Source organism: Pantoea sp. UBA7232 (assembly GCF_002473195.1).
Lineage (GTDB): Bacteria > Pseudomonadota > Gammaproteobacteria > Enterobacterales > Enterobacteriaceae > Pantoea > Pantoea eucrina.
In genome coordinates this window covers 72,219-91,340 of the sequence record NZ_DKTK01000006.1, presented here as the reverse complement: position 1 = coordinate 91,340, position 19,122 = coordinate 72,219, and the positions used below count along the sequence as shown (strand labels likewise).

Annotated in this window: 16 protein-coding genes; 3 read left to right on the top strand and 13 right to left on the bottom strand. The window is 55.9% G+C overall.

What is annotated here, in order from left to right:
• Positions 1 to 76: 76 nt before the first annotated feature.
• Genes B4056_RS03735 through B4056_RS03725 form a run of 3 tightly spaced genes read right to left on the bottom strand, consistent with a single transcriptional unit; the run spans position 77 to position 4,101 of the window.
• The gene (locus tag B4056_RS03735; protein WP_039382998.1) at positions 77 to 1,840 is read right to left on the bottom strand and encodes a SmdB family multidrug efflux ABC transporter permease/ATP-binding protein; all 1,764 of its coding nucleotides are present in this window, start codon (positions 1,838 to 1,840) and stop codon (positions 77 to 79) included.
• On the bottom strand, positions 1,833 to 3,617 hold the full coding sequence (locus B4056_RS03730; protein ID WP_288653880.1) for a SmdA family multidrug ABC transporter permease/ATP-binding protein: 1,785 nt from the start codon (positions 3,615 to 3,617) through the stop codon (positions 1,833 to 1,835). Before B4056_RS03730 ends, B4056_RS03735 begins: the two co-directional genes overlap by 8 nt.
• A gap of 22 nt (positions 3,618 to 3,639) precedes the next feature.
• Complete coding sequence (locus B4056_RS03725) at positions 3,640 to 4,101, bottom strand: Lrp/AsnC family transcriptional regulator (protein WP_039382996.1); 462 nt, start codon at positions 4,099 to 4,101, stop codon at positions 3,640 to 3,642.
• A gap of 115 nt (positions 4,102 to 4,216) precedes the next feature.
• Here B4056_RS03725 and B4056_RS03720 point away from each other — a divergent pair, with 115 nt between their 5' ends.
• The gene (locus B4056_RS03720; RefSeq protein WP_039382995.1) at positions 4,217 to 5,251 is read left to right on the top strand and encodes a PLP-dependent cysteine synthase family protein; all 1,035 of its coding nucleotides are present in this window, start codon (positions 4,217 to 4,219) and stop codon (positions 5,249 to 5,251) included.
• Positions 5,252 to 5,286: 35 nt separating this feature from the next.
• Here the strand turns inward: B4056_RS03720 and cof are convergent, their stop codons facing one another.
• Complete coding sequence (cof, locus tag B4056_RS03715) at positions 5,287 to 6,108, bottom strand: HMP-PP phosphatase (protein ID WP_094111504.1); 822 nt, start codon at positions 6,106 to 6,108, stop codon at positions 5,287 to 5,289.
• 92 nt (positions 6,109 to 6,200) lie between these two features.
• On the opposite strand from cof, the gene B4056_RS03710 reads away from it, so the two are divergent.
• Both B4056_RS03710 and queC read left to right on the top strand, forming a co-directional pair.
• Positions 6,201 to 7,910, top strand: coding sequence for an SgrR family transcriptional regulator (locus tag B4056_RS03710; protein ID WP_113654928.1), 1,710 nt, complete (start codon positions 6,201 to 6,203; stop codon positions 7,908 to 7,910).
• A 26-nt stretch (positions 7,911 to 7,936) separates the two neighbouring features.
• Positions 7,937 to 8,632 (top strand): 7-cyano-7-deazaguanine synthase QueC, encoded by a 696-nt coding sequence (gene queC / locus B4056_RS03705; RefSeq protein ID WP_113654929.1) that lies wholly within the window; start codon positions 7,937 to 7,939, stop codon positions 8,630 to 8,632.
• Positions 8,633 to 8,674: 42 nt separating this feature from the next.
• Here queC and B4056_RS03700 read toward each other — a convergent pair whose 3' ends face one another.
• The 9 genes from B4056_RS03700 to bolA form a co-directional block, all read right to left on the bottom strand.
• Positions 8,675 to 9,079: an acyl-CoA thioesterase gene (locus tag B4056_RS03700; protein ID WP_150034491.1), complete on the bottom strand. Its 405-nt coding sequence runs from the start codon at positions 9,077 to 9,079 to the stop codon at positions 8,675 to 8,677.
• A 101-nt stretch (positions 9,080 to 9,180) separates the two neighbouring features.
• Positions 9,181 to 9,507: a ComEA family DNA-binding protein gene (locus B4056_RS03695; protein WP_150034490.1), complete on the bottom strand. Its 327-nt coding sequence runs from the start codon at positions 9,505 to 9,507 to the stop codon at positions 9,181 to 9,183.
• A gap of 139 nt (positions 9,508 to 9,646) precedes the next feature.
• Entirely contained in the window at positions 9,647 to 11,515 is a 1,869-nt protein-coding gene (ppiD, locus tag B4056_RS03690; RefSeq protein WP_150034489.1) for a peptidylprolyl isomerase, read from the bottom strand.
• Between the two features lie 236 nt (positions 11,516 to 11,751).
• Entirely contained in the window at positions 11,752 to 12,024 is a 273-nt protein-coding gene (gene hupB, locus B4056_RS03685; RefSeq protein ID WP_039382989.1) for a nucleoid-associated protein HU-beta, read from the bottom strand.
• A 211-nt stretch (positions 12,025 to 12,235) separates the two neighbouring features.
• Complete coding sequence (lon, locus tag B4056_RS03680) at positions 12,236 to 14,590, bottom strand: endopeptidase La (RefSeq protein ID WP_039382988.1); 2,355 nt, start codon at positions 14,588 to 14,590, stop codon at positions 12,236 to 12,238.
• A gap of 189 nt (positions 14,591 to 14,779) precedes the next feature.
• On the bottom strand, positions 14,780 to 16,051 hold the full coding sequence (clpX, locus tag B4056_RS03675) for an ATP-dependent protease ATP-binding subunit ClpX (protein ID WP_039382987.1): 1,272 nt from the start codon (positions 16,049 to 16,051) through the stop codon (positions 14,780 to 14,782).
• Positions 16,052 to 16,180: 129 nt separating this feature from the next.
• On the bottom strand, positions 16,181 to 16,804 hold the full coding sequence (clpP, locus tag B4056_RS03670; RefSeq protein WP_010616837.1) for an ATP-dependent Clp endopeptidase proteolytic subunit ClpP: 624 nt from the start codon (positions 16,802 to 16,804) through the stop codon (positions 16,181 to 16,183).
• Between the two features lie 335 nt (positions 16,805 to 17,139).
• Positions 17,140 to 18,444, bottom strand: coding sequence for a trigger factor (gene tig, locus B4056_RS03665; RefSeq protein WP_094111500.1), 1,305 nt, complete (start codon positions 18,442 to 18,444; stop codon positions 17,140 to 17,142).
• 301 nt (positions 18,445 to 18,745) lie between these two features.
• Entirely contained in the window at positions 18,746 to 19,060 is a 315-nt protein-coding gene (gene bolA / locus B4056_RS03660) for a transcriptional regulator BolA (protein ID WP_039382985.1), read from the bottom strand.
• Positions 19,061 to 19,122: the final 62 nt, after the last annotated feature.

Sequence of the window (19,122 nt, the reverse complement as noted above, 5' to 3'; positions counted from 1 at the left end):
CTCTTTGGTGCTCAGGGCGTCAAAGAGGTGCAGAAGCGAGAAAAGAACGGGTCAGGATGAACAAAAAAGGTGCAACTCAGGCGGATGCGCCGGCCGCCAGCTGCTCGCCAGCCTGCTGCAGCTGATACATCTGCCAGTAGCGCCCCTGCTGCGCCAGTAGCTCTGTATGCGTACCGCGCTCGGCAATATGGCCGCGATGTAACACCAGGATTTGTTCCGCCTCCATAATCGTCGAGAGCCGGTGCGCAATGACCACCAGCGTGCTGTGCTGGCGCAGGGTGCGCAGCGCCTGCTGAATCGCCTGCTCGGTGCCGGAATCGATGTTCGCGGTAGCTTCATCGAGGATCAGGATCTGCGGCGGCGCGACCAGCACGCGAGCCAGCGCCAGCAGCTGTTTCTGCCCGACCGAAAGCGTATTGCCCTGCTCTCCCAGTCGCGTATGGATACCGTCCGGCAGCGCACGGGCCAGCGTAGCGAGCTGCACGCTCTCCAGCGCCTGCCACACCCGCTCTTCAGGGATCGCCCGCCCCAGCTGTACGTTAGCCAGCAGCGTATCGGCCAGCACCACCGGATCCTGCTGCACCATGGCAATGCCGGTGCGCAGCGCATCGTGCGAGAGCGAAGAGACCGGACGCCCGTCCAGCACAATCGATCCGTGCTTTACCGGATAGTAACCCATCAGCAGGTTTGCCAGCGTGCTCTTGCCGCTGCCGGTATGCCCGACCAGCGCAACGAAGCCCCGTGACGGCACGGTAAAGGAGATATTGCTCAGCACGTCGCGATCGTCGCGATAGGCGAAACTGACGTCGTGCAGCGCAATTTCTCCGGAACGCAGCGGAGCACTTTCGCTGCCATACCCCTGCTGATGCGCATCAACCAGTTCAAAGATGCGCTCACCCGATACCACCGCCTGCTGCAGCATCGACTGCTGCGTCGTCAGTTCGATCAGCGGCTCATTCAGCCGGCCCAGGTAGGTGATAAAGGCATAAAGCACGCCGACTTCAAATGCGCCGGGTGAAGCAAAACTGAATAGCAGTAACAGGCCGCACAAAATCAGTGCAGAAAAGAGGCTCAGCAGCGGACGCAGCAGAAATCCGTCCAGCCGCAGCGTCTGCATGCGCGCCATATAATGGGCGCGACTCGCTTCGCTCATGCGGGCCCCAAAACGCGCCTGCTGCCGGAACTGCTGGATCACGCTCATGCCGTTGATCACTTCGTTAAAGCCGTTGTTGATATCCGCCAGATAACTGCGAACCCGGCGGGCAATCGGGGTACTGTAACGCTGATAAATCAGCATCACGGTCAGCACCAGCGGGAAAATAACCAGCGCCACCAGCGCCATACGCCAGTCGAGCGAAAACATGGCGACCAGCATCGCGCCAATCAGCGCGGCGCTGCGCAGCACGGTGGCGACTACGGTGACATAGAGATCTTTAATAACCTCGGTGTCATTGGTGACGCGCGAAATAATCTGCCCCACCGGCTGGGTGTCGAACGCGCTCAGCGGCTGGCGCAGCGCCGCGTTCATGACATCAACGCGCAGCTGCTGCACCACTCCGATTGCCGCACGGTTAAACAGCAGCGCCTGAAAATAGTGCAGCGCCGCCGCCATAAGCTGCAGCAGAATAAAACTCACCAGTAATCCCGCCACGATGCCCCACGGCATCTGATGTCTGGCGATCAGGCGATCGATAAAATAGCTGACCAGCACCGGGCCGGTCACCTCGGCCGCCGCCGCCAGCCAGAGCATACCGGTTGCCAGCCACAGCGAGCGGCGCCAGGGTTTTCCGTATGCCAGCAGCCGTTTCAGCGTCGGCCACAGCCGCTGCGACTTAGCCATGCTGCGCTCCTGTTGCGGTTTCATCTTTGTTTTCACTCTCATCATCCAGCGCCGCTTCCAGCTGCTGATAGCGGTACATATCGCGGTACCAGCCCGGCTGCGCCGCCAGCTGGTCATGATCGCCTCGCTGCGCAACGCGCCCCTGCTGCAGCACCAGAATTTCACTCGCTTCCGTTAACGCCGAGAGACGGTGCGCGCTGATAATCAGCGTACGGTTCTCTCCCCAGATGCGCAGGTTATGCAGGATGTCATGTTCAGTACGTCCATCTACCGCAGAGAGCGCATCATCCAGAATCAGGATCTCCGCCTCCAGCAGCAGCGCACGGGCAATCGCGATACGCTGCTTCTGTCCGCCCGAAAGCATGACCCCACGCTCTCCGACCTCTGTCTCATAGCCCTGCGGCAGGCGCAGAATATCCTCATGCACGCAGGCCATTCTTGCCGCCTGCTCAATCTGCTGCTGCGTGGCGTCGGGACGACCCAGCGCCAGATTGTTTGCCACGCTGTCAGAAAACAGAAACGGCGTCTGGCTCACTACCGCCAGGCGGCTGCGCCAGCTGTCCAGCTGCAGCTGCGCCAGCGGCAGCTCGCCGTAGCGGATCTCTCCCCGATCGATATCGAAGTGGCGCTGGATGAGACTGAGCAGCGTACTTTTACCGCAGCCGGTCGGGCCACATAATCCCAGCATCTGCCCTGGCTGCAGCTGCGCGTGAATATCCTCCAGTACGGCATTTTCTGTCCCCGGGTAGTGAAAGGCGTCAATGGCGAGCTGCAGCACAGCCGGCTCAGGCGGTAACGTCAGGGTGCCGTCAGCCACTGCTGGCGCTTCAGCCAGCAGCGCGCGAATACGGCTCCAGGCCGCACTGCCGCGCTCCACGATGTTGATCATCCACGCCAGCGCCAGCATCGGCCAGATCATCAGCCCCAGATACATCACAAAACTGGTGAGCTGGCCCAGCGTCAGGATACCGTGCCATACCATCCAGCCGCCGCCTGCGATCGCCAGCAGGTTGGAGAAGCCAACGGCGACGTAAATAATGGGATCAAATCGCGCATCCACCCGCGCAACATGCAGATTTTTACGCCCGGTATCGCTGGCGATGTCAGCAAACTGCTGCGACTGGTGATCTTCCAGTCCAAATGCTTTGATCATACGGATGCTGGTCAGGCTCTCCTGCGTCTGATCGTTAAGGCTGGAGAACGCCGCCTGCGCAACTTTAAAACGCTGATGCAGCCGGGAACCATCCCGCTGGATCGCCAGCGCCATAAAGGGCATCGGGATCAGCGCCAGCAGCGTCAGCTGCCAGCTTATCTGCGTACTCATGACCGCCAGCACTACCAGCCCCATGACCAGGGAGTCCACCAGCGTCAGCACTCCCTCTCCCGCTGCAAACACAACGCGGTCGACATCATTCGTTGCGCGCGCGATGAGATCGCCGGTGCGATGGCGCAGATAGAACGCAGGATGCTGCCGGCTTAGCTGACGATAAAAGTCCTCGCGCAGCTCTACCGCCAGCTGATACGAGGCGCCAAACAGCAGCACGCGCCAGACATAGCGCAGCAGATAAACGATAACGGCGGTCAGCAACATAACGCCGATCCACATCATAATCTGCCCGGCAGAGAGCCGCTGCTGCGTGACGCCATCGACAATTACGCCGACCAGATGCGGCGGGATCAGCTGCAGTAAAGCGATGATAATAAGCAGGCAGACAGCACCGGCATAGCGGCGCCACTCACGCAGGAAATACCAACTAAGCTGGCTGAATAATCGCACAATCTCTCTCTTTATTTACGCTTCAGGGCACAACGGGCAGCGCGGTTGAATATTTAATCTCTTCCATCGCAAAGCTGGAGGTGACATCTATCAGGCCCGGCACGCCATTCACCAGCCGCTTATAAAACGCGTCGTAGCTCTTCATATCCGCAACCTGTATTCGCAGCAGATAGTCATACTCACCGGCCATACGGTAGAACGCCATGACTTCCGGCATTGGCTCAACCACGGCGACAAACTGTCTGAACCATTCGCTGCTGTGCTGCTGCGTTTTGATCAGCATAAACGCGGTCAGTGACAGACCGAGTTTTTCACCATCCAGCAGCGCTACGCGCGCCCGGATGATACCGTCATCTTCAAGTTTTTTCAGGCGCTTCCAGCAGGGCGTGGTGGTCAGATTGACCGCCTCTGCCAGCGCCTGCAGCGATAGCGTGCAATCCTTCTGCAAAAGGGCGAGCAGCTTACGGTCAACTTTATCTATCATCACGCCTCACCGGAGAATATTTTTCTCTAAAAAGCCGATTATACCCTGGTTTTAGCAACCTCTTTTTCCTGCCCGTGCCGTACACTGGCGGCAATGAAAACCGGAGAGAATCGCCATGCAAACCCCCTGGATCCGCCACGCCATTAATGAGATCAACGCTGATATCCAGCGCTCGGCTGACACACACCTGATCCGCTTTACGCTGGACGATTTCCCGGGCATCTTTTTCTATCTCAAAGATGAGAGCACGCACCCCAGCGGCAGCCTGAAACATCGCCTTGCGCGTTCGCTGTTTCTGTATGGACTGGCTAATGGCTGGATCGGTGAAAAAACCCCGATTATTGAAGCGTCATCCGGCAGTACTGCCGTATCGGAAGCCTACTTTGCCCGGCTGCTCGGCCTGCCGTTTATCGCGGTTATGCCGGTCAGTACCGCAAAGCGCAAAATTGAGATGATCCGTTTTTATGGCGGAGAGTGCCATTTTGTGGCTGATCCGTGCCAGCTCTACGCGGAGTCTGAGCGGCTGGCGCGTGAACTCAACGGCCACTTTATGGATCAGTTTACCTATGCCGAGCGCGCGACGGACTGGCGCGGCAATAATAATATTGCTGAAAGTATTTTCCGGCAGATGGCGCATGAGCCGTTTCCGGTGCCGCATACGCTGATCATGAGCGCCGGCACCGGCGGCACTTCCGCCACGCTGGGCCGCTATATTCGCTATCAGGGCTACTCCACCCGCCTGCTGGTTACTGACCCGCAGCATTCGGTATTTTTTGACTACTGGCACAGCCGGGACAGCAGTTTGCGCAATGCACGCGGCAGCCTGATTGAAGGAATCGGTCGCCCGCGCGTCGAACCCTCTTTTCTGCCCGACGTGATTGATGAGATGATCAAAGTCCCCGATGGCGCCACGCTGGCGGCTATGCTGCGGCTGGAACAGATCCTCGGGCGGCGCCCCGGCGCTTCAACCGGCACCAACTTCTGGGGCATGATGCAGGTGGCGAAACGCATGCGCGCCAGCGGTGAACGGGGCGCGCTGGTTACGCTGCTCTGCGACAGCGGTGAACGCTATCCTGACACCTATTACAACCCGGCGTGGGTTGCGGCGCAGATTGGCGATATTCAGCCCTGGCTGCAGGCGCTGCAATAAAAAAACCGGACATCCGGTCCGGCTCACGGCAAGACTCAGCCCCGGGGGGAGTAATCAAGGTGGGGCGTGGTCAGCCAGTGATTTAAATAGTGAGACACCGCCTGTGTCTCGCAATGGCCGATAACCGGCAAATGCGGCAGCGCGGCTTTAAGCTGATGCATCGCGTTGCCCATAACAAAGCCTTTACCTACCTGCTCCAGCATCTCGCGATCGTTCATCGCATCACCAAAGGCCATACACTCCGCCAGCGGCAGATCGAGATGTTCGCACAGTCGCGCCAGCGCCGCGCCTTTATGGCAACCTGTCGGCAGAACCTCAAGACAGTCCCAGGCGGAAAAACAGATAGTGGCACGCGCGCCCAGCGCCTGCTGCAGCTCTTCCTGCAGCGCCAGCAGCATCTCGTGGGGTGCGATAAAACAGATTTTGGTGATGTTATTTCCTGACATCTGCTGCAGATCGCACAGCTGATAGCTAAATCCGCTCAGCGAGTGCGCCTCCAGCGCGCCAGGCAGTGGCTTATCAGTAAACCAGCCCTCGTCGGTAAACAGGTGAATGGAGGCTGGCGTTTCCCAGCGGGTTCGCATGACCTGCTCTGCGACGTCCGCTGGCAGATCGCAGCCATACAGCTGGTTGCCCTGCGGGTCGTGAATACGCGTGCCGTTACCGGTTATCAGCCAGGCAGGCAGCGTGATCTGTGTACGGATCACCTGCATATCCAGCAGATGGCGACCGGTGGCAAAAGCCAGAATCACATTGCGCTGCTGCAGCGCATGCAGGGTTTCCAGCGTCTCTTTACCTAACTGATGCGTGGGCAGCAGCAGCGTGCCGTCCATATCAAATGCTGCAAGACGAGCCATGCCTGTTCTCCTGTCAGGGGATGCTTTTACTATCGCCTGGTAATTACGGAACGAATAGTGAATACTTTTTGAAAACTGTTCCGGGTTTAACTATGCGTGAACTTCATCGTGTCAGCCAGTTTCAGCGGCTGTGGCACGCCAGCCAGGGAGAGACGCAGCGACTAAGCGTTGCCATGCTGGCTCAGCGCTGTTTCTGCAGCGAACGTCATGCGCGTACTCTGCTGAAAAAATGGCAGCAGGCGGGCTGGATCCGCTGGAGCAGCCAGCCGGGGCGCGGTAAGCAGGGTGAACTGCAGTTTCTGATCGCACCGGAGACGCTGCGCCAGCAGCTGCTTAACCGCCAGCTACTGGCGGGCGAACCGATCCAGATGCTGCAGACGCTTGATCTGCCGCCGGAACGCCTGCTGCAGCTGCTGCAGCCACTGATGGGCGGGCACTGGCAGGATCGTATGCCGGTGCTGCGCATTCCTTATTATCGTACCCTCGCGTTCCCGGCCCCCCTGCAGCCTCTCGGTCGCGCTGAGCAGCATCTGGCCCGGCAGATTTTCTCTGGCCTGACGCGCGTAGAAAACAACCGCGTCAGCGGCGATCTGGCGCACCACTGGCAGCATGACAGCAGCGGACTGAACTGGAGCTTCTGGCTGCGTCCGCAGCTCAGCTGGCATAACGGCGAGCCGCTGTATGCCGCGCAGCTGGCAGCGGTCCTGCAGCAGATTATCCGCAGCCCCGACGGCCGCGCGCTGCTTGCCAGCGTGGCGCAGATTGACGCGCCGCATCCGCTCACGCTGCGTATCCGGCTGCATCGGCCCGACTACTGGCTGCCGCAGCGGCTGGCTCATCAATTTTGTCTGCTGCCGCACCCCGACAGCCCGCAAACCGGCAGCGGTCCCTGGCAGCTGGTGCAGTTTACCCCGACCCTGCTGCGGCTGGAGAGCTATGCGCGCTGGCATCTGCAGCGCGCGCTGATCCAGCGTATTGAATACTGGATCACGCCTGCCCTGTTTATGCCGGAACAGGGCAACAGCTGCCGGCATCCGGTACAGATTGCGATTGGCAATGCTGACGAACTGCAGCAGCTGCGGCCGGTAGACCGCAGTATCAGCCGCGGCTTCTGCTATCTGGCGACCCGCCCCTCGCTGCGTTTCAGTACGGCTCAGGCCCGGACGCTGATTGCGCTGATCCAGCGCAGCGATGTGATCCGCCAGCTGCCGCTGGCAGAAGGATTGATTACGCCGAGTCACTCGCTGCTGCCCGGCTGGCCGGTTCCGCAGACCGGGGCGGACCCCGTTGCCCTGCCCGCCCGACTGACCCTGCATTACCATCTGCCGGTTGAACTGCACGTGATGGCGGAGGCGCTGGTCACGCTGCTGGCTTCACACGGCTGTGAGCTGAGCTGCGTCTTTCATGAGGTAAAAAGCTGGGGCCACGCGCAGGATCTCACCGCAGCGGATATTATTATGGGCGACCGGCTGATCGGTGACGCGCCGCAGTTTACCCTGCTGAACTGGCTGGAGCAGGACAGGTTGTGGCAGCCGCTGCGCGACAGCTTTCGTCAGTCGCTTCAGCAGATCGCCCGTGAGCCAGACGACAGCGTACGCTCGTCCGCCGTTCAGCAACTTTTCCATACGCTGATGAGCGAAGGTTATCTGCTGCCGCTGTTCAACTACCGTTATCAGGTACTGGCACCAGCGGGCGTTGAAGGTGTGCGGCTGACTTCACTGGGCTGGTTTGACTTTACCCGGGCGTGGATCCCGCCGCCAGCCTTCAGCCCTGTTCACTCCGGCGCTGACGCAGTACCATAAGAGACCACACCAGGAGAGATAAGTTAATGAAACGCGCCGTTGTCGTTTTTAGTGGTGGACAAGACTCCACCACCTGCCTGATTCAGGCTCTGCAGCACTATGATGAAGTTCACTGCGTCACCTTCGATTATGGCCAGCGCCACCGCGAAGAGATCGAAGTGGCGGCGGAGCTGGCACGTAAACTGGGCGCGCGCGCGCATAAAGTACTGGATGTCACCCTGCTTAACGAACTGGCGATAAGCAGCCTGACGCGCGATAACATTCCGGTACCGGCCTATGAGGCTGATGCCAGCGGATTACCCAGCACCTTTGTCCCGGGCCGTAATATTCTGTTTCTGACGCTCGCTTCTGTCTACGCGTATCAGGTAGAAGCTGAAGCTGTTATTACCGGCGTCTGCGAGACCGACTTCTCCGGCTATCCCGACTGCCGCGATGAGTTTGTTAAAGCGTTAAATCACGCGGTCAGCCTTGGCATGGCTCGCGAGATACGTTTTGAGACGCCGCTGATGTGGCTGAATAAAGCAGAGACCTGGGCGCTTGCTGATTACTGGCAGCAGCTGCCGCTGGTGCGGACAGAGACGCTGACCTGCTATAACGGCATTAAAGGAGATGGCTGCGGAACCTGCGCCGCCTGTCATTTACGTGCGCGTGGGCTGGCGGAGTATCAGGACAATGCCGCCGCGATAATGACGGCAATGAAGCAAAAAAGCGGCCTGCGCTGAGTCAGCATGCCGCTGGCGTGGCGTCAGCAGTGACGCTACGGTTTAACGTCCGGCCATGAGAGCGGCCAGGCGTTCGCGCAGTTCTCCTTCCAGCGGCACCGCTTTTTGCGTCCGTAAATCGATACAGACAAACGTCAGCAGAGCGTCAGCCACCAGAGTGCGATCGTCTGCAAGCAGCACACGCTGTGTAATGATCCCGCTGCGGCCGCTGAGCTGTGACACGTCACTTTCAATAACCAGACGGTCGCCCAGAACCGCAGGCCGGCGATAGTTGATATTGATGTTTACCACCACGAACGCCAGTTTTTGCGCCATCAGCCAGTTAAAGGCGTCCGCTTCTTCCAGCCACTGCCAGCGCGCCTCCTCCAGGAATTCGAGATAGCGCGCATTATTAACGTGCTGATAGACATCCAGATGATAGCCGCGCACTTTTATTGTGGTTTGCATCAACGCTCCTGAACAGGCTGAAATTGCTAACTGGTTGGACCTGTTGAGCATAGCACAGCCTGTTGCCTGGACTTACTGATACTTCAGCATCGCGAAGTGCTTCACAGTTTGAGTCGATCGCTGTTACGTTCTACCAGCGCACTGCCGATACCGGGTACCTCTTTGAGCTGATCCAGCGCGGTGAAGCGCCCATACTCTTCGCGATAGCTGACGATCGCCTGCGCTTTTTTCAATCCGATGCCATTCATGGCGCTCGCCAGCTGCTCCGCGGTAGCGTCGTTGATGCTGACCGGTCCGGCCGTCAGCGATGCGGGCGGCTTCGCCTGCGCTTCCGCAGGCTCTCCCGCCGCATGCGCAAGAGTGCTGCCGCAGAGTGCGCCGCCCAGCGCCAGTGTCAGACAAAATGCGTGAAAAGTAGATTTGTTCATGCTGTTTTTCTCCTTGTGTTTGACAGCATCAGCAGCGTGTCACAGCAGAGGATGTCCGGCAAAAGGCGAAGCGCAGAGATGGAAAAGGCCGCAGAAGCGGCCTTTGATTGTTGCAGAGAATTACCTGTTTTTGTGAGGCTTACTGGGTTTGTGCCGCTGCCCCATATTTGATCTTCGCCTCTTTACGCAGGTTTTCAAGCAGCGCTTCAAACGCGATCTGCGCATTGTTCTGCGTCACGCCTTTGATCATCTCATCGACCTGGTTCTGCGGCAGGCTGCCGGCAGAGACTTTATCCAGCGCGACCAGCACGACGTTGCCCTGCATATCTTCGCTTACGCCCCAGGACGGTTTATTCTCTGCCGGCTGCGGCAGTGAAAATGCGGTCTGGGCGACCGGATCCTGTGCGTTACGATCAACCACTTTGCTGCTGCTCAGCGTCAGTCCTGCCGCGCTCAGCGCCTCACTCTTGCCCGCTTTCAGATCGGCCAGCAGTTTATCTGCCTGTGCTTTAGCCTGCTGCGTCGCCTTATCGTGTTTGATGCGGTCGGTCACCTGTACCTTCACCTGGTCAAGCGGTTTTACCGCTTCCGGTTTGTGTTCGCTGATGCGCAGCACAAACGCGCGATCGCCATCCACGCTGATAATATCGGAATTGTTGCCCGGCGCGCCGTTCTGCCCAATTAAGCCGCCGCTGAAGACCGCCTGTTTAACCGCGTCAAAGTCGAGGTCGGCAGGCATATCATCACGGGTAAACCAGCCTGTTTCACTGACTTTAAGACCCGATGCCTGGGCTGCACCCGCCAGCGATTCATTGTCATTGCTGGCGGCTTCACTGACTTTCTGCTGCAGCTTATAGAAGGCGTCAAGCGCTTTCTCCTGCTTAACTTTATCTGCAATAACGTCATGCACCTGCGCCAGCGGCTTCACCTGCTCCGGCTGGATATCATCCAGACGTACCACCAGGAAACCTACTGAGGACTTGATCACGTCTGAAAGCTGGCCTTTCTGCGTCAGGCCGGCGTTTTTCAGCTCGTCCGGCGTGGTTGCAGGCTCCAGCCAGCCCATATCACCGCCTTTACGCGCGGAGATAGGATCGGCAGATTTGCTTTTCGCCAGGCTGGCAAAGTCCCCGCCCTGCTTCAGCGCATCCAGTACCGATCGGGCTTCCGCCTCAGTTTTGGTCTGTATGATGCTGTAACGGCTGCGCTGGGGCTGTGAATAGTCCGCTTTGTGTTGATCGTACCAGCTCTGAATGTCCGCTTCGCTGACCGGCTGCTGCATCGCTGCTGCATCCATTTTGATGTAGCTGACGCGGAACTGCTCCGGAGCCATAAAACTGTTCTGATGCTGCTGATAATACTGCGCGATCTCATCGTCATTAACCGTCTGCTTCGCTGCCAGCGCATCCACGTTAATCACCGCCTGACGAATTTCCCGCTGCTGCGAGACTAAATCGGTCAGCTTTGTGGTTTCATCTTTCAGCATAAAATCAGTGTTAGCGATGGCGTTGATCAGCTGCTGATTAAGCAACTGCTTGCGCAGCGCTTCTGCATATTGATCGGCTGAGAAGCCCATGCTGGTGATCAGACCGTTATATTTGGCATTATCAAATTTGCCGTTGGTCTGAAACGCTTTCTGGTTAAAAATGGCCTGCTTTACCTGCTCATCACTGATGCCAAGATGCAGCTCGCTGATGTACTGATCCAGCAGCGCCTGATCCACCAGCTGTGACAGCGCCTGCTGGCGCATCTGCTGGATATACCCATCATTGCTCGCCAGCTGCGAGAACTGATCGCCCAGCATCTGCTGCTGACGATTGCGCTCGCTGTTAAACGCCTGCTCCAGCTCAGCCCGGCTGATTTCGTGGCCGTTAACTTTCGCAGCGTAATCGCCATTGCCACCTATCAGGTAGTTGCCCACCCCGGTAAGCACAAAGGACAGGATAATCAATCCCAGAATAACCTTGAGCACGACATGATTCGACGCCGCGCGTAAATTGTCCATCATGGTATGACAACACTCCGCTGTAGTGTGAATGTAAAGCTCAGACACGATGCCATCATCGTGCAGCTGCAGTTCAGGCTGGCAGCTGGCAACCATGCGGAGACTGAAGCCACTGGCTTAAGCTGCGCATCAAATAAAAAAGGGCACATCAATAATGATGTGCCCGTATGTTACATGAGAACGGCTTTTTCGTCCTCAATCCAGAGAAGAAAATGCTTCACTGGTTAATCCTGACTGGCTTAATTAACGGCGTCTTTCAGCGCTTTACCGGCGCGGAATCCCGGTACTTTGCCAGCCGGGATGGTGATCTCTTTACCGGTCTGCGGATTACGGCCGGCACGCTCAGCGCGCTCGCGCACAGAGAAAGTACCGAAACCCACCAGGGCTACTTCGTCGCCCTCTTTCAGTGCGCCAGAAACAGATTCGGTAAAGGCCTCCAGTACACGTCCGGCTGCTGCTTTTGAAATGTCCGCTTCTGCAGCGATTTTGTCGATCAACTGTGACTTATTCACTCTCTTCATCCCCTCTTTTATTATTCACTTTGCCCCGTCTCTTTACGCCGGAGCAAACGCGCAGCCAGTTATAACAAGCCTGTGGTGCTGAAACAACGGTATTCATCTTAATCGCCGATCCAGCAGCCCTCTAACTTAACAGGCAAAAAAAAGCTGGCAAGCCTGATTTGGCCTGCCAGCTTCGCTTTTTAGCCGCGTTTACTGCTCAGCGCTATTTTGCCGTCACAACCTGCATACCGGATGGCGCATTTTCCAGGGCCAGATTCAGCACCTCTTCAATGCGTTTAACCGGATGAATGCTGAGGTCAGCAATCACGTTTGCCGGGATCTCTTCCAGATCGCGCTTGTTTTCATCCGGGATCAGTACAGTTTTAATCCCGCCACGGTGTGCTGCCAGCAGTTTCTCTTTCAGACCGCCGATAGGCAGTACCTGACCGCGCAGCGTGATCTCGCCGGTCATCGCCACATCGGAACGGACCGGGTTACCGGTCAGACAGGAGACCAGCGCCGTACACATCGCAATACCGGCACTCGGACCATCCTTCGGCGTAGCCCCTTCCGGCACGTGCACGTGGATATCGCGCTTCTCGTAGAAGTCGCCGTTAATACCCAGTTTTTCTGCCCGGGCGCGAACCACGGTTAATGCAGCCTGAATCGACTCCTGCATAACCTCGCCGAGAGAACCGGTATAGGTCAGCTTGCCTTTACCTGGCACACATGCGGTTTCGATGGTCAGCAGATCGCCGCCCACTTCTGTCCACGCCAGGCCGGTCACCTGTCCTACGCGGTTTTCGCTGTCAGCGCGACCGTAATCAAAACGCTGTACGCCAAGGAAATCTTTCAGGTTGTCGCCATTAATTGTGATGCTCTTCTGAGTTTTATCCATCAGCAGCGCTTTGACCGCTTTACGGCATAACTTAGAGAGCTCACGTTCCAGGCTACGCACGCCTGCTTCACGCGTGTAATAGCGGATGATGCCGATGATTGCGCTATCGTCAACGCTGATCTCTTTCTCTTTCAGCGCATTGCGCTCAATCTGTTTTGGCAGCAGATGCTGCTTCGCAATATTGAGTTTTTCATCTTCGGTATAGCCCGACAGGCGGATCACTTCCATACGATCCAGCAGCGGTGCCGGAATATTCATGGAGTTGGAGGTCGCGACAAACATCACGTCAGACAGATCGTAGTCGACTTCCAGGTAGTGATCGTTAAACGCGATGTTCTGTTCCGGATCCAGCACTTCCAGCAGCGCCGAAGCGGGATCGCCGCGCATATCAGACGACATTTTATCAATCTCATCCAGCAGGAACAGCGGGTTTTTCACCCCGACTTTTGCCATTTTCTGGATCAGCTTGCCCGGCATTGAACCGATATAGGTACGACGATGTCCGCGAATTTCTGCTTCATCGCGTACGCCGCCCAGCGCCATACGCACATATTTACGTCCGGTCGCTTTCGCAATCGACTGTCCCAGAGAGGTTTTACCCACACCCGGCGGGCCAACCAGACAGAGGATTGGGCCTTTGATTTTGCTGACGCGACTCTGCACCGCAAGATACTCAAGGATGCGATCTTTGACGCGCTCAAGACCAAAGTGATCGGTATCAAGCGTCTCCTGCGCTTTGCGCAGATCTTTCTTCACCTTACTGCGCGCGTTCCATGGAACCTGCACCATCCAGTCGATATAGCCGCGTACCACTGTCGCTTCCGCCGACATCGGCGACATCATCTTCAGCTTCTGCAGCTCAGCTTCCGCTTTTTCACGCGCTTCAGCCGGCATTTTAGCCGCGTCGATTTTACGCTTCAGCGCTTCATACTCGTCTGGCGCATCATCCATCTCGCCCAGCTCTTTCTGAATCGCCTTCATCTGTTCGTTCAGATAATATTCGCGCTGGCTTTTTTCCATCTGCTTTTTGACGCGATTGCGAATACGTTTTTCAACCTGCAGCAGGTCGATTTCCGATTCCATCATCGCCATCAGATATTCCAGACGCTCGTTAACGTCGGACATCTCCAGCACGGACTGTTTATCCGCCAGCTTAAGGGGCATATGCGCCGCCACGGTATCGGCCAGGCGCGCCGCGTCATCAATGCTGTTCAGCGACGTCAGCACTTCAGGCGGGATCTTTTTGTTCAGCTTGATATAGCCTTCAAACTGATTAATCGCGGTGCGCACCAGCACTTCCTGCTCGCGCTCTTCAATTTCTGGCGAAGTCAGATATTCAGCCTGAGCGACAAAATGATCGCCATTGTCAGATAGCGTGGTAATGCGGGCACGCTGCAGGCCCTCCACCAGCACCTTAACCGTGCCATCAGGCAGCTTCAGCATCTGCAGTACGGACGCCACTGTCCCTACGGCAAAGAGATCGTTAATTCCAGGTTCATCCGTTGAAGCCTCTTTCTGGGCAACCAGCATGATCTTCTTGTCATGATCCATTGCTGCTTCCAGGCAACGAATCGATTTTTCCCGACCAACAAACAACGGAATTACCATGTGCGGATAAACCACCACGTCGCGCAGCGGCAACACGGGGATTTCAATGCGTTCAGAACGCTCAGGATTCATAGAGCTCTCTCTTAGTTTAATGTCCGCCAGGTGATGGGTACCGCGTAATACAGGCTGTATGCAGTTAAACCCACAGGATTATGAGTATATGGGGATGCTTGTCCGACATTCAATGTCACAGCGGTGAGAAAAGTAAAAGGGGAATAAAATTCCCCTTTTTTAAGATAACAACGTGATTTGGCTGCTTATTTATTCGCCAGAAGCTTGTGCTTCATGCTTACCATAAATCAGCATTGGATCGGACTCGCCATCAATCACCGAATCATCGATAACCACTTTCTCGACATCTTCCATTGAAGGCAGGTCATACATGGTTTCCAGCAGCGCCGCCTCAACGATAGAACGCAGACCGCGCGCACCGGTTTTACGCGACATCGCCTTTTTAGCGATAGCCGTCAGCGCTTCGTCGCGGAACTCCAGCTCAACGCCTTCCAGGTTAAACAGCGCCTGATACTGCTTGGTGAGCGCATTTTTCGGCTCGCGCAGGATCTGAATCAGGGCTTCTTCGCTCAGCTCGTTCAGCGTGGCAACCACTGGCAGACGACCGATAAATTCCGGAATCAGACCAAATTTGATCAAATCTTCCGGTTCTACCTGTGACAGCAGTTCGCCTTCGCTGGCTTTTTGCGATTTGCCTTTTACTGTCGCGCCAAAGCCGATACCCGATCCGGTTTCTACACGCTGCGAAATCACCTTATCAAGGCCGGCAAATGCGCCGCCGCAGATAAACAGGATTTTCGATGTATCAACCTGCAGGAACTCCTGCTGCGGATGTTTGCGGCCACCCTGAGGCGGGACAGCGGCAACGGTGCCTTCGATCAGCTTCAGCAGGGCCTGCTGTACGCCTTCGCCTGACACATCACGCGTAATAGAAGGGTTATCAGACTTACGGGAGATTTTATCGATCTCATCGATGTAGACGATACCGCGCTGCGCCTTCTGCACATCATAGTCGCACTTCTGCAGCAGCTTCTGGATGATGTTTTCTACATCTTCGCCCACGTAGCCCGCTTCGGTCAGCGTAGTGGCGTCCGCCATGGTAAAAGGCACATCCAGCAGGCGCGCCAGCGTCTCTGCCAGCAGTGTCTTACCGCTACCGGTTGGGCCGATCAGCAGGATGTTACTTTTGCCCAGCTCAATACCGTTGCTGGTATCGCCATTGCGCAGACGTTTGTAGTGGTTGTAAACGGCAACCGCCAGCACTTTTTTCGCCTTTTCCTGACCAATAACATAGTCATCGAGATGGTGACGAATTTCATGTGGCGTTGGCAGAGCGCTACGCTCGCGATGGGGCGCAACCTCTTTGATCTCTTCACGAATGATGTCATTACATAAATCGACACATTCGTCGCAAATATAGACTGACGGCCCGGCAATCAGCTTACGGACTTCATGCTGGCTTTTGCCGCAGAAAGAGCAGTACAGCAACTTACCTGAACCGTCTTTGCGCTTATCTGTCATCAGCTAACCTCTTTTCGTTCTCAGACCTACTCTGGTGTACGGCACTGGCCGTACAACAACGGCCGGTATGCATGCAACTCATCTGCCTGCCCCCCGTTAACTATAGCGTAAGGGCCAGGCAGGTGCGTCTTATTGACGGTGTGTCAGGATAGAGTCAACCAGGCCATACTCTACCGCTTCACTGGCAGAGAGGAAACGATCGCGTTCGGTATCGCGCTCAATCTGCTCCAGCGATTTGCCGGTATGCTCAGCCATCAGCTCATTCATGCGCTGTTTTACTTTCAGAATTTCACGCGCGTGAATTTCAATATCCGTTGCCTGTCCCTGATAGCCGCCCAGCGGCTGGTGAATCATCACGCGGGAGTTAGGCAGGCAGAAGCGTTTACCCTTGGTTCCTGCCGTCAGCAAAAACGCGCCCATTGAGCACGCCTGGCCCATACAGATGGTGCTGACGTCCGGCTTAATAAATTTCATGGTGTCGTAGATCGACATACCAGCCGTAATCACGCCACCCGGTGAGTTGATGTAGAGATAGATATCTTTTTCCGGATTCTCTGCTTCCAGAAACAGCATCTGCGCCACAATCAGGTTCGCCATGTGATCTTCAACCTGACCGGTCAGAAAGATAACGCGCTCTTTAAGCAGGCGGGAATAGATGTCGTAAGAACGCTCGCCGCGCGAGGTTTGTTCGACCACCATTGGCACCAGCGCATTAGTTGGTGCAGTAAATTCACGATCGCCACTGTATGACATTACCGTCTCCTGATAAATTTCATTGGCAACATTCTGTACCGATTCTACGTGAGACGCGCTGCGAAAACTATGCACAGCCGCCTCGTTCCGACATTTCAGGACGGTTAATCAGCCAGCCTCACGGTTCTCTCGCATTCTTCCTCTATCTGGGGATGCTGCCCGGTTGTTTCAAGCATAACAACCTTTTCTCTATTCGCTAACCTGGAAAAAGAGCATAACGGATAATTTGCCGCTTAATTAGTCAAATAGCAGTGCAGGAAGGGGGTTTTTATCATAAATATAAAAAAGCCCGCGACAGGAGGTCGCGGGCTGAGCACATTCCGTTAAGTGATTAATCAGGCCGCAGAGGTCTGGTTCATCAGCTCCTGGAAAGAGGTCGCTTTGTCGGCGACTTTGGCTTTCGCCAGCAGAGCCTCGACCGCCTGCTCTTCCAGCGCAACGTTGCGCATGTTGTTCATCAGCTCGCTGTTCTTGCTGTAGAACTCGATAACTTCCTGCGGATCTTCATACGCAGAAGCCATCTCTTCGATCAGCGTCTTAACGCGATCTTCATCCGCTTTCAGCTCGTTGATGCGGATCACTTCGCCCAGCAGCAGACCTACAACAACGCGACGTTTTGCCTGCTCTTCGAACAGCTCACGTGGCAGTTCCAGCGCCTGCTTCTCATTGCCACCAAAGCGCTGAGCAGCCTGACGACGCAGCACGTCGATTTCGCCATCAATCAGAGCGGCTGGCACGTCGATGTTGTTCGCTTCAACCAGACCATCCAGAACCTGAGACTTCACGCGGTTACGGATAGCGCCTTTGAGCTCGCGCTCCATGTTTTTACGCACTTCTGCACGCAGGCCATCAACTGAACCATCTTCTACGCCGAAACGTTTGATGAAATCAGCGGTCAGTTCTGGCAGTTCACGGGTTTCAACTTTCTTCAGAACGATATCAAACTTCGCATCTTTCCCTTTCAGGTTTTCTGCGTGGTAATCGTCCGGGAATTTAACGTCGATAGTAAAGGTGTCACCCGCTTTCTTACCGGTGATGCCTTCTTCAAAACCAGGGATCATACGACCCTGACCCATCGCCAGTACGAAGTCAGACGCTTTACCGCCTTCAAACTCTTCGCCATCAACAGAACCGTTGAAATCGATGGTAGCGCGATCTTCAGCGGTAGCCGCTGCGTCAGTCTCTTTCCAGGTAGCCTGCTGCTTCTGCAGGGTATCCAACATCGCGTCAACGTCTGCATCGGTCACTTCAACAACCGGTTTTTCAACTTCGATTGCGTCCAGACCCTGTAATTCCACTTCCGGGTAGACTTCAAACTCAACCGCATAGGTAAAGTCTTCGCCTTCTTTATACTCACCCGGCACGTAGTCAGGCGCGCCTGCTGGATTGATTTTCTCTTTGATGATGGCGTCAACAAAGTTACGCGTCATCAGCTCGCCCAGCACATCCTGGCGAACAGAGGCGCCGTAGCGCTGATTGATGATATGCGATGGCACTTTACCTTTACGGAAACCATCGATACGGACTTTCTTAGCCACTTCAATCAGTTCTTTCTTGACTGCAGCGTCAATGCTGTCAGCTGGAATAGTAATCGAAATGCGGCGGCCCAGACCCTGGGTGGTTTCTACTGAAACTGTCATTTTGTTACCTCAAAAAATCACGTGCTCGGTCAACTTCAGACACCACACAATTAATGCGCCGTATCCAATAACCGGGACGGCCTCTGCGGGCAGAACCACATCCCTGTCACCAGAAGCGTCCCGAAGACATTCCGGAAAAATAGACGCCGCATTATAGCGGCATCGCCGGAATGAGTCGAGGCTGCAAACTCACCACTTTTTAACGACTTTGCTGCTTTTTTGCGCCGCAGATCGCGTTTAGCGTCTGAGAAACGAAAAAACGGCCCGCAGGCCGTTTCAGGAAAGGTTGAAGATGCCAGCATCAGGCAAGCGTACCGGCACCCCGGCAGTTAGGCGAAGCCAGGACAGTATCCTGCAGCCCGTGCCACTCTTTTTGCGTGTAGGTATGCAGCGCCAGCGCGTGTACGCTGCCTGCCAGTTCCGCAGACAGTTCGCCATAGATGGCGCGATGCCGCTGTAAAAAGCGCTGACCGGTAAAGTGATCGCTGACAATCACCACTTTAAAGTGACTTTCAGAACCGGCAGGCACGTTATGACGATAGCTTTCATCATGCACTTCGAGGTGTGCAGGTGTGAAAGCGTTGCGCAGCTTTTCTTCTATTTGTTCGCGAATCATTGTTTACACCCTCTCCGGCGAGCGCTGTGCCCCATCTGTTTAAATATTAGTAGGTTTTGCAT

Bases quoted from the DNA above. Each gene is read 5' to 3' on its own strand.
- B4056_RS03735 (WP_039382998.1), bottom strand. From the start codon at position 1,840: ATGGCTAAGTCGCAGCGGCTGTGGCCGACGCTGAAACGGCTGCTGGCA.
- B4056_RS03710 (WP_113654928.1), top strand. From the start codon at position 6,201: ATGCGTGAACTTCATCGTGTCAGCCAGTTTCAGCGGCTGTGGCACGCC.
- lon (WP_039382988.1), bottom strand. From the start codon at position 14,590: ATGAATCCTGAGCGTTCTGAACGCATTGAAATCCCCGTGTTGCCGCTG.
- B4056_RS03720 (WP_039382995.1), top strand. From the start codon at position 4,217: ATGCAAACCCCCTGGATCCGCCACGCCATTAATGAGATCAACGCTGAT.
- B4056_RS03725 (WP_039382996.1), bottom strand. From the start codon at position 4,101: ATGATAGATAAAGTTGACCGTAAGCTGCTCGCCCTTTTGCAGAAGGAT.
- ppiD (WP_150034489.1), bottom strand. From the start codon at position 11,515: ATGATGGACAATTTACGCGCGGCGTCGAATCATGTCGTGCTCAAGGTT.
- B4056_RS03695 (WP_150034490.1), bottom strand. From the start codon at position 9,507: ATGAACAAATCTACTTTTCACGCATTTTGTCTGACACTGGCGCTGGGC.
- clpP (WP_010616837.1), bottom strand. From the start codon at position 16,804: ATGTCATACAGTGGCGATCGTGAATTTACTGCACCAACTAATGCGCTG.
- clpX (WP_039382987.1), bottom strand. From the start codon at position 16,051: ATGACAGATAAGCGCAAAGACGGTTCAGGTAAGTTGCTGTACTGCTCT.
- tig (WP_094111500.1), bottom strand. From the start codon at position 18,444: ATGACAGTTTCAGTAGAAACCACCCAGGGTCTGGGCCGCCGCATTTCG.
- B4056_RS03700 (WP_150034491.1), bottom strand. From the start codon at position 9,079: ATGCAAACCACAATAAAAGTGCGCGGCTATCATCTGGATGTCTATCAG.
- queC (WP_113654929.1), top strand. From the start codon at position 7,937: ATGAAACGCGCCGTTGTCGTTTTTAGTGGTGGACAAGACTCCACCACC.
- bolA (WP_039382985.1), bottom strand. From the start codon at position 19,060: ATGATTCGCGAACAAATAGAAGAAAAGCTGCGCAACGCTTTCACACCT.
- cof (WP_094111504.1), bottom strand. From the start codon at position 6,108: ATGGCTCGTCTTGCAGCATTTGATATGGACGGCACGCTGCTGCTGCCC.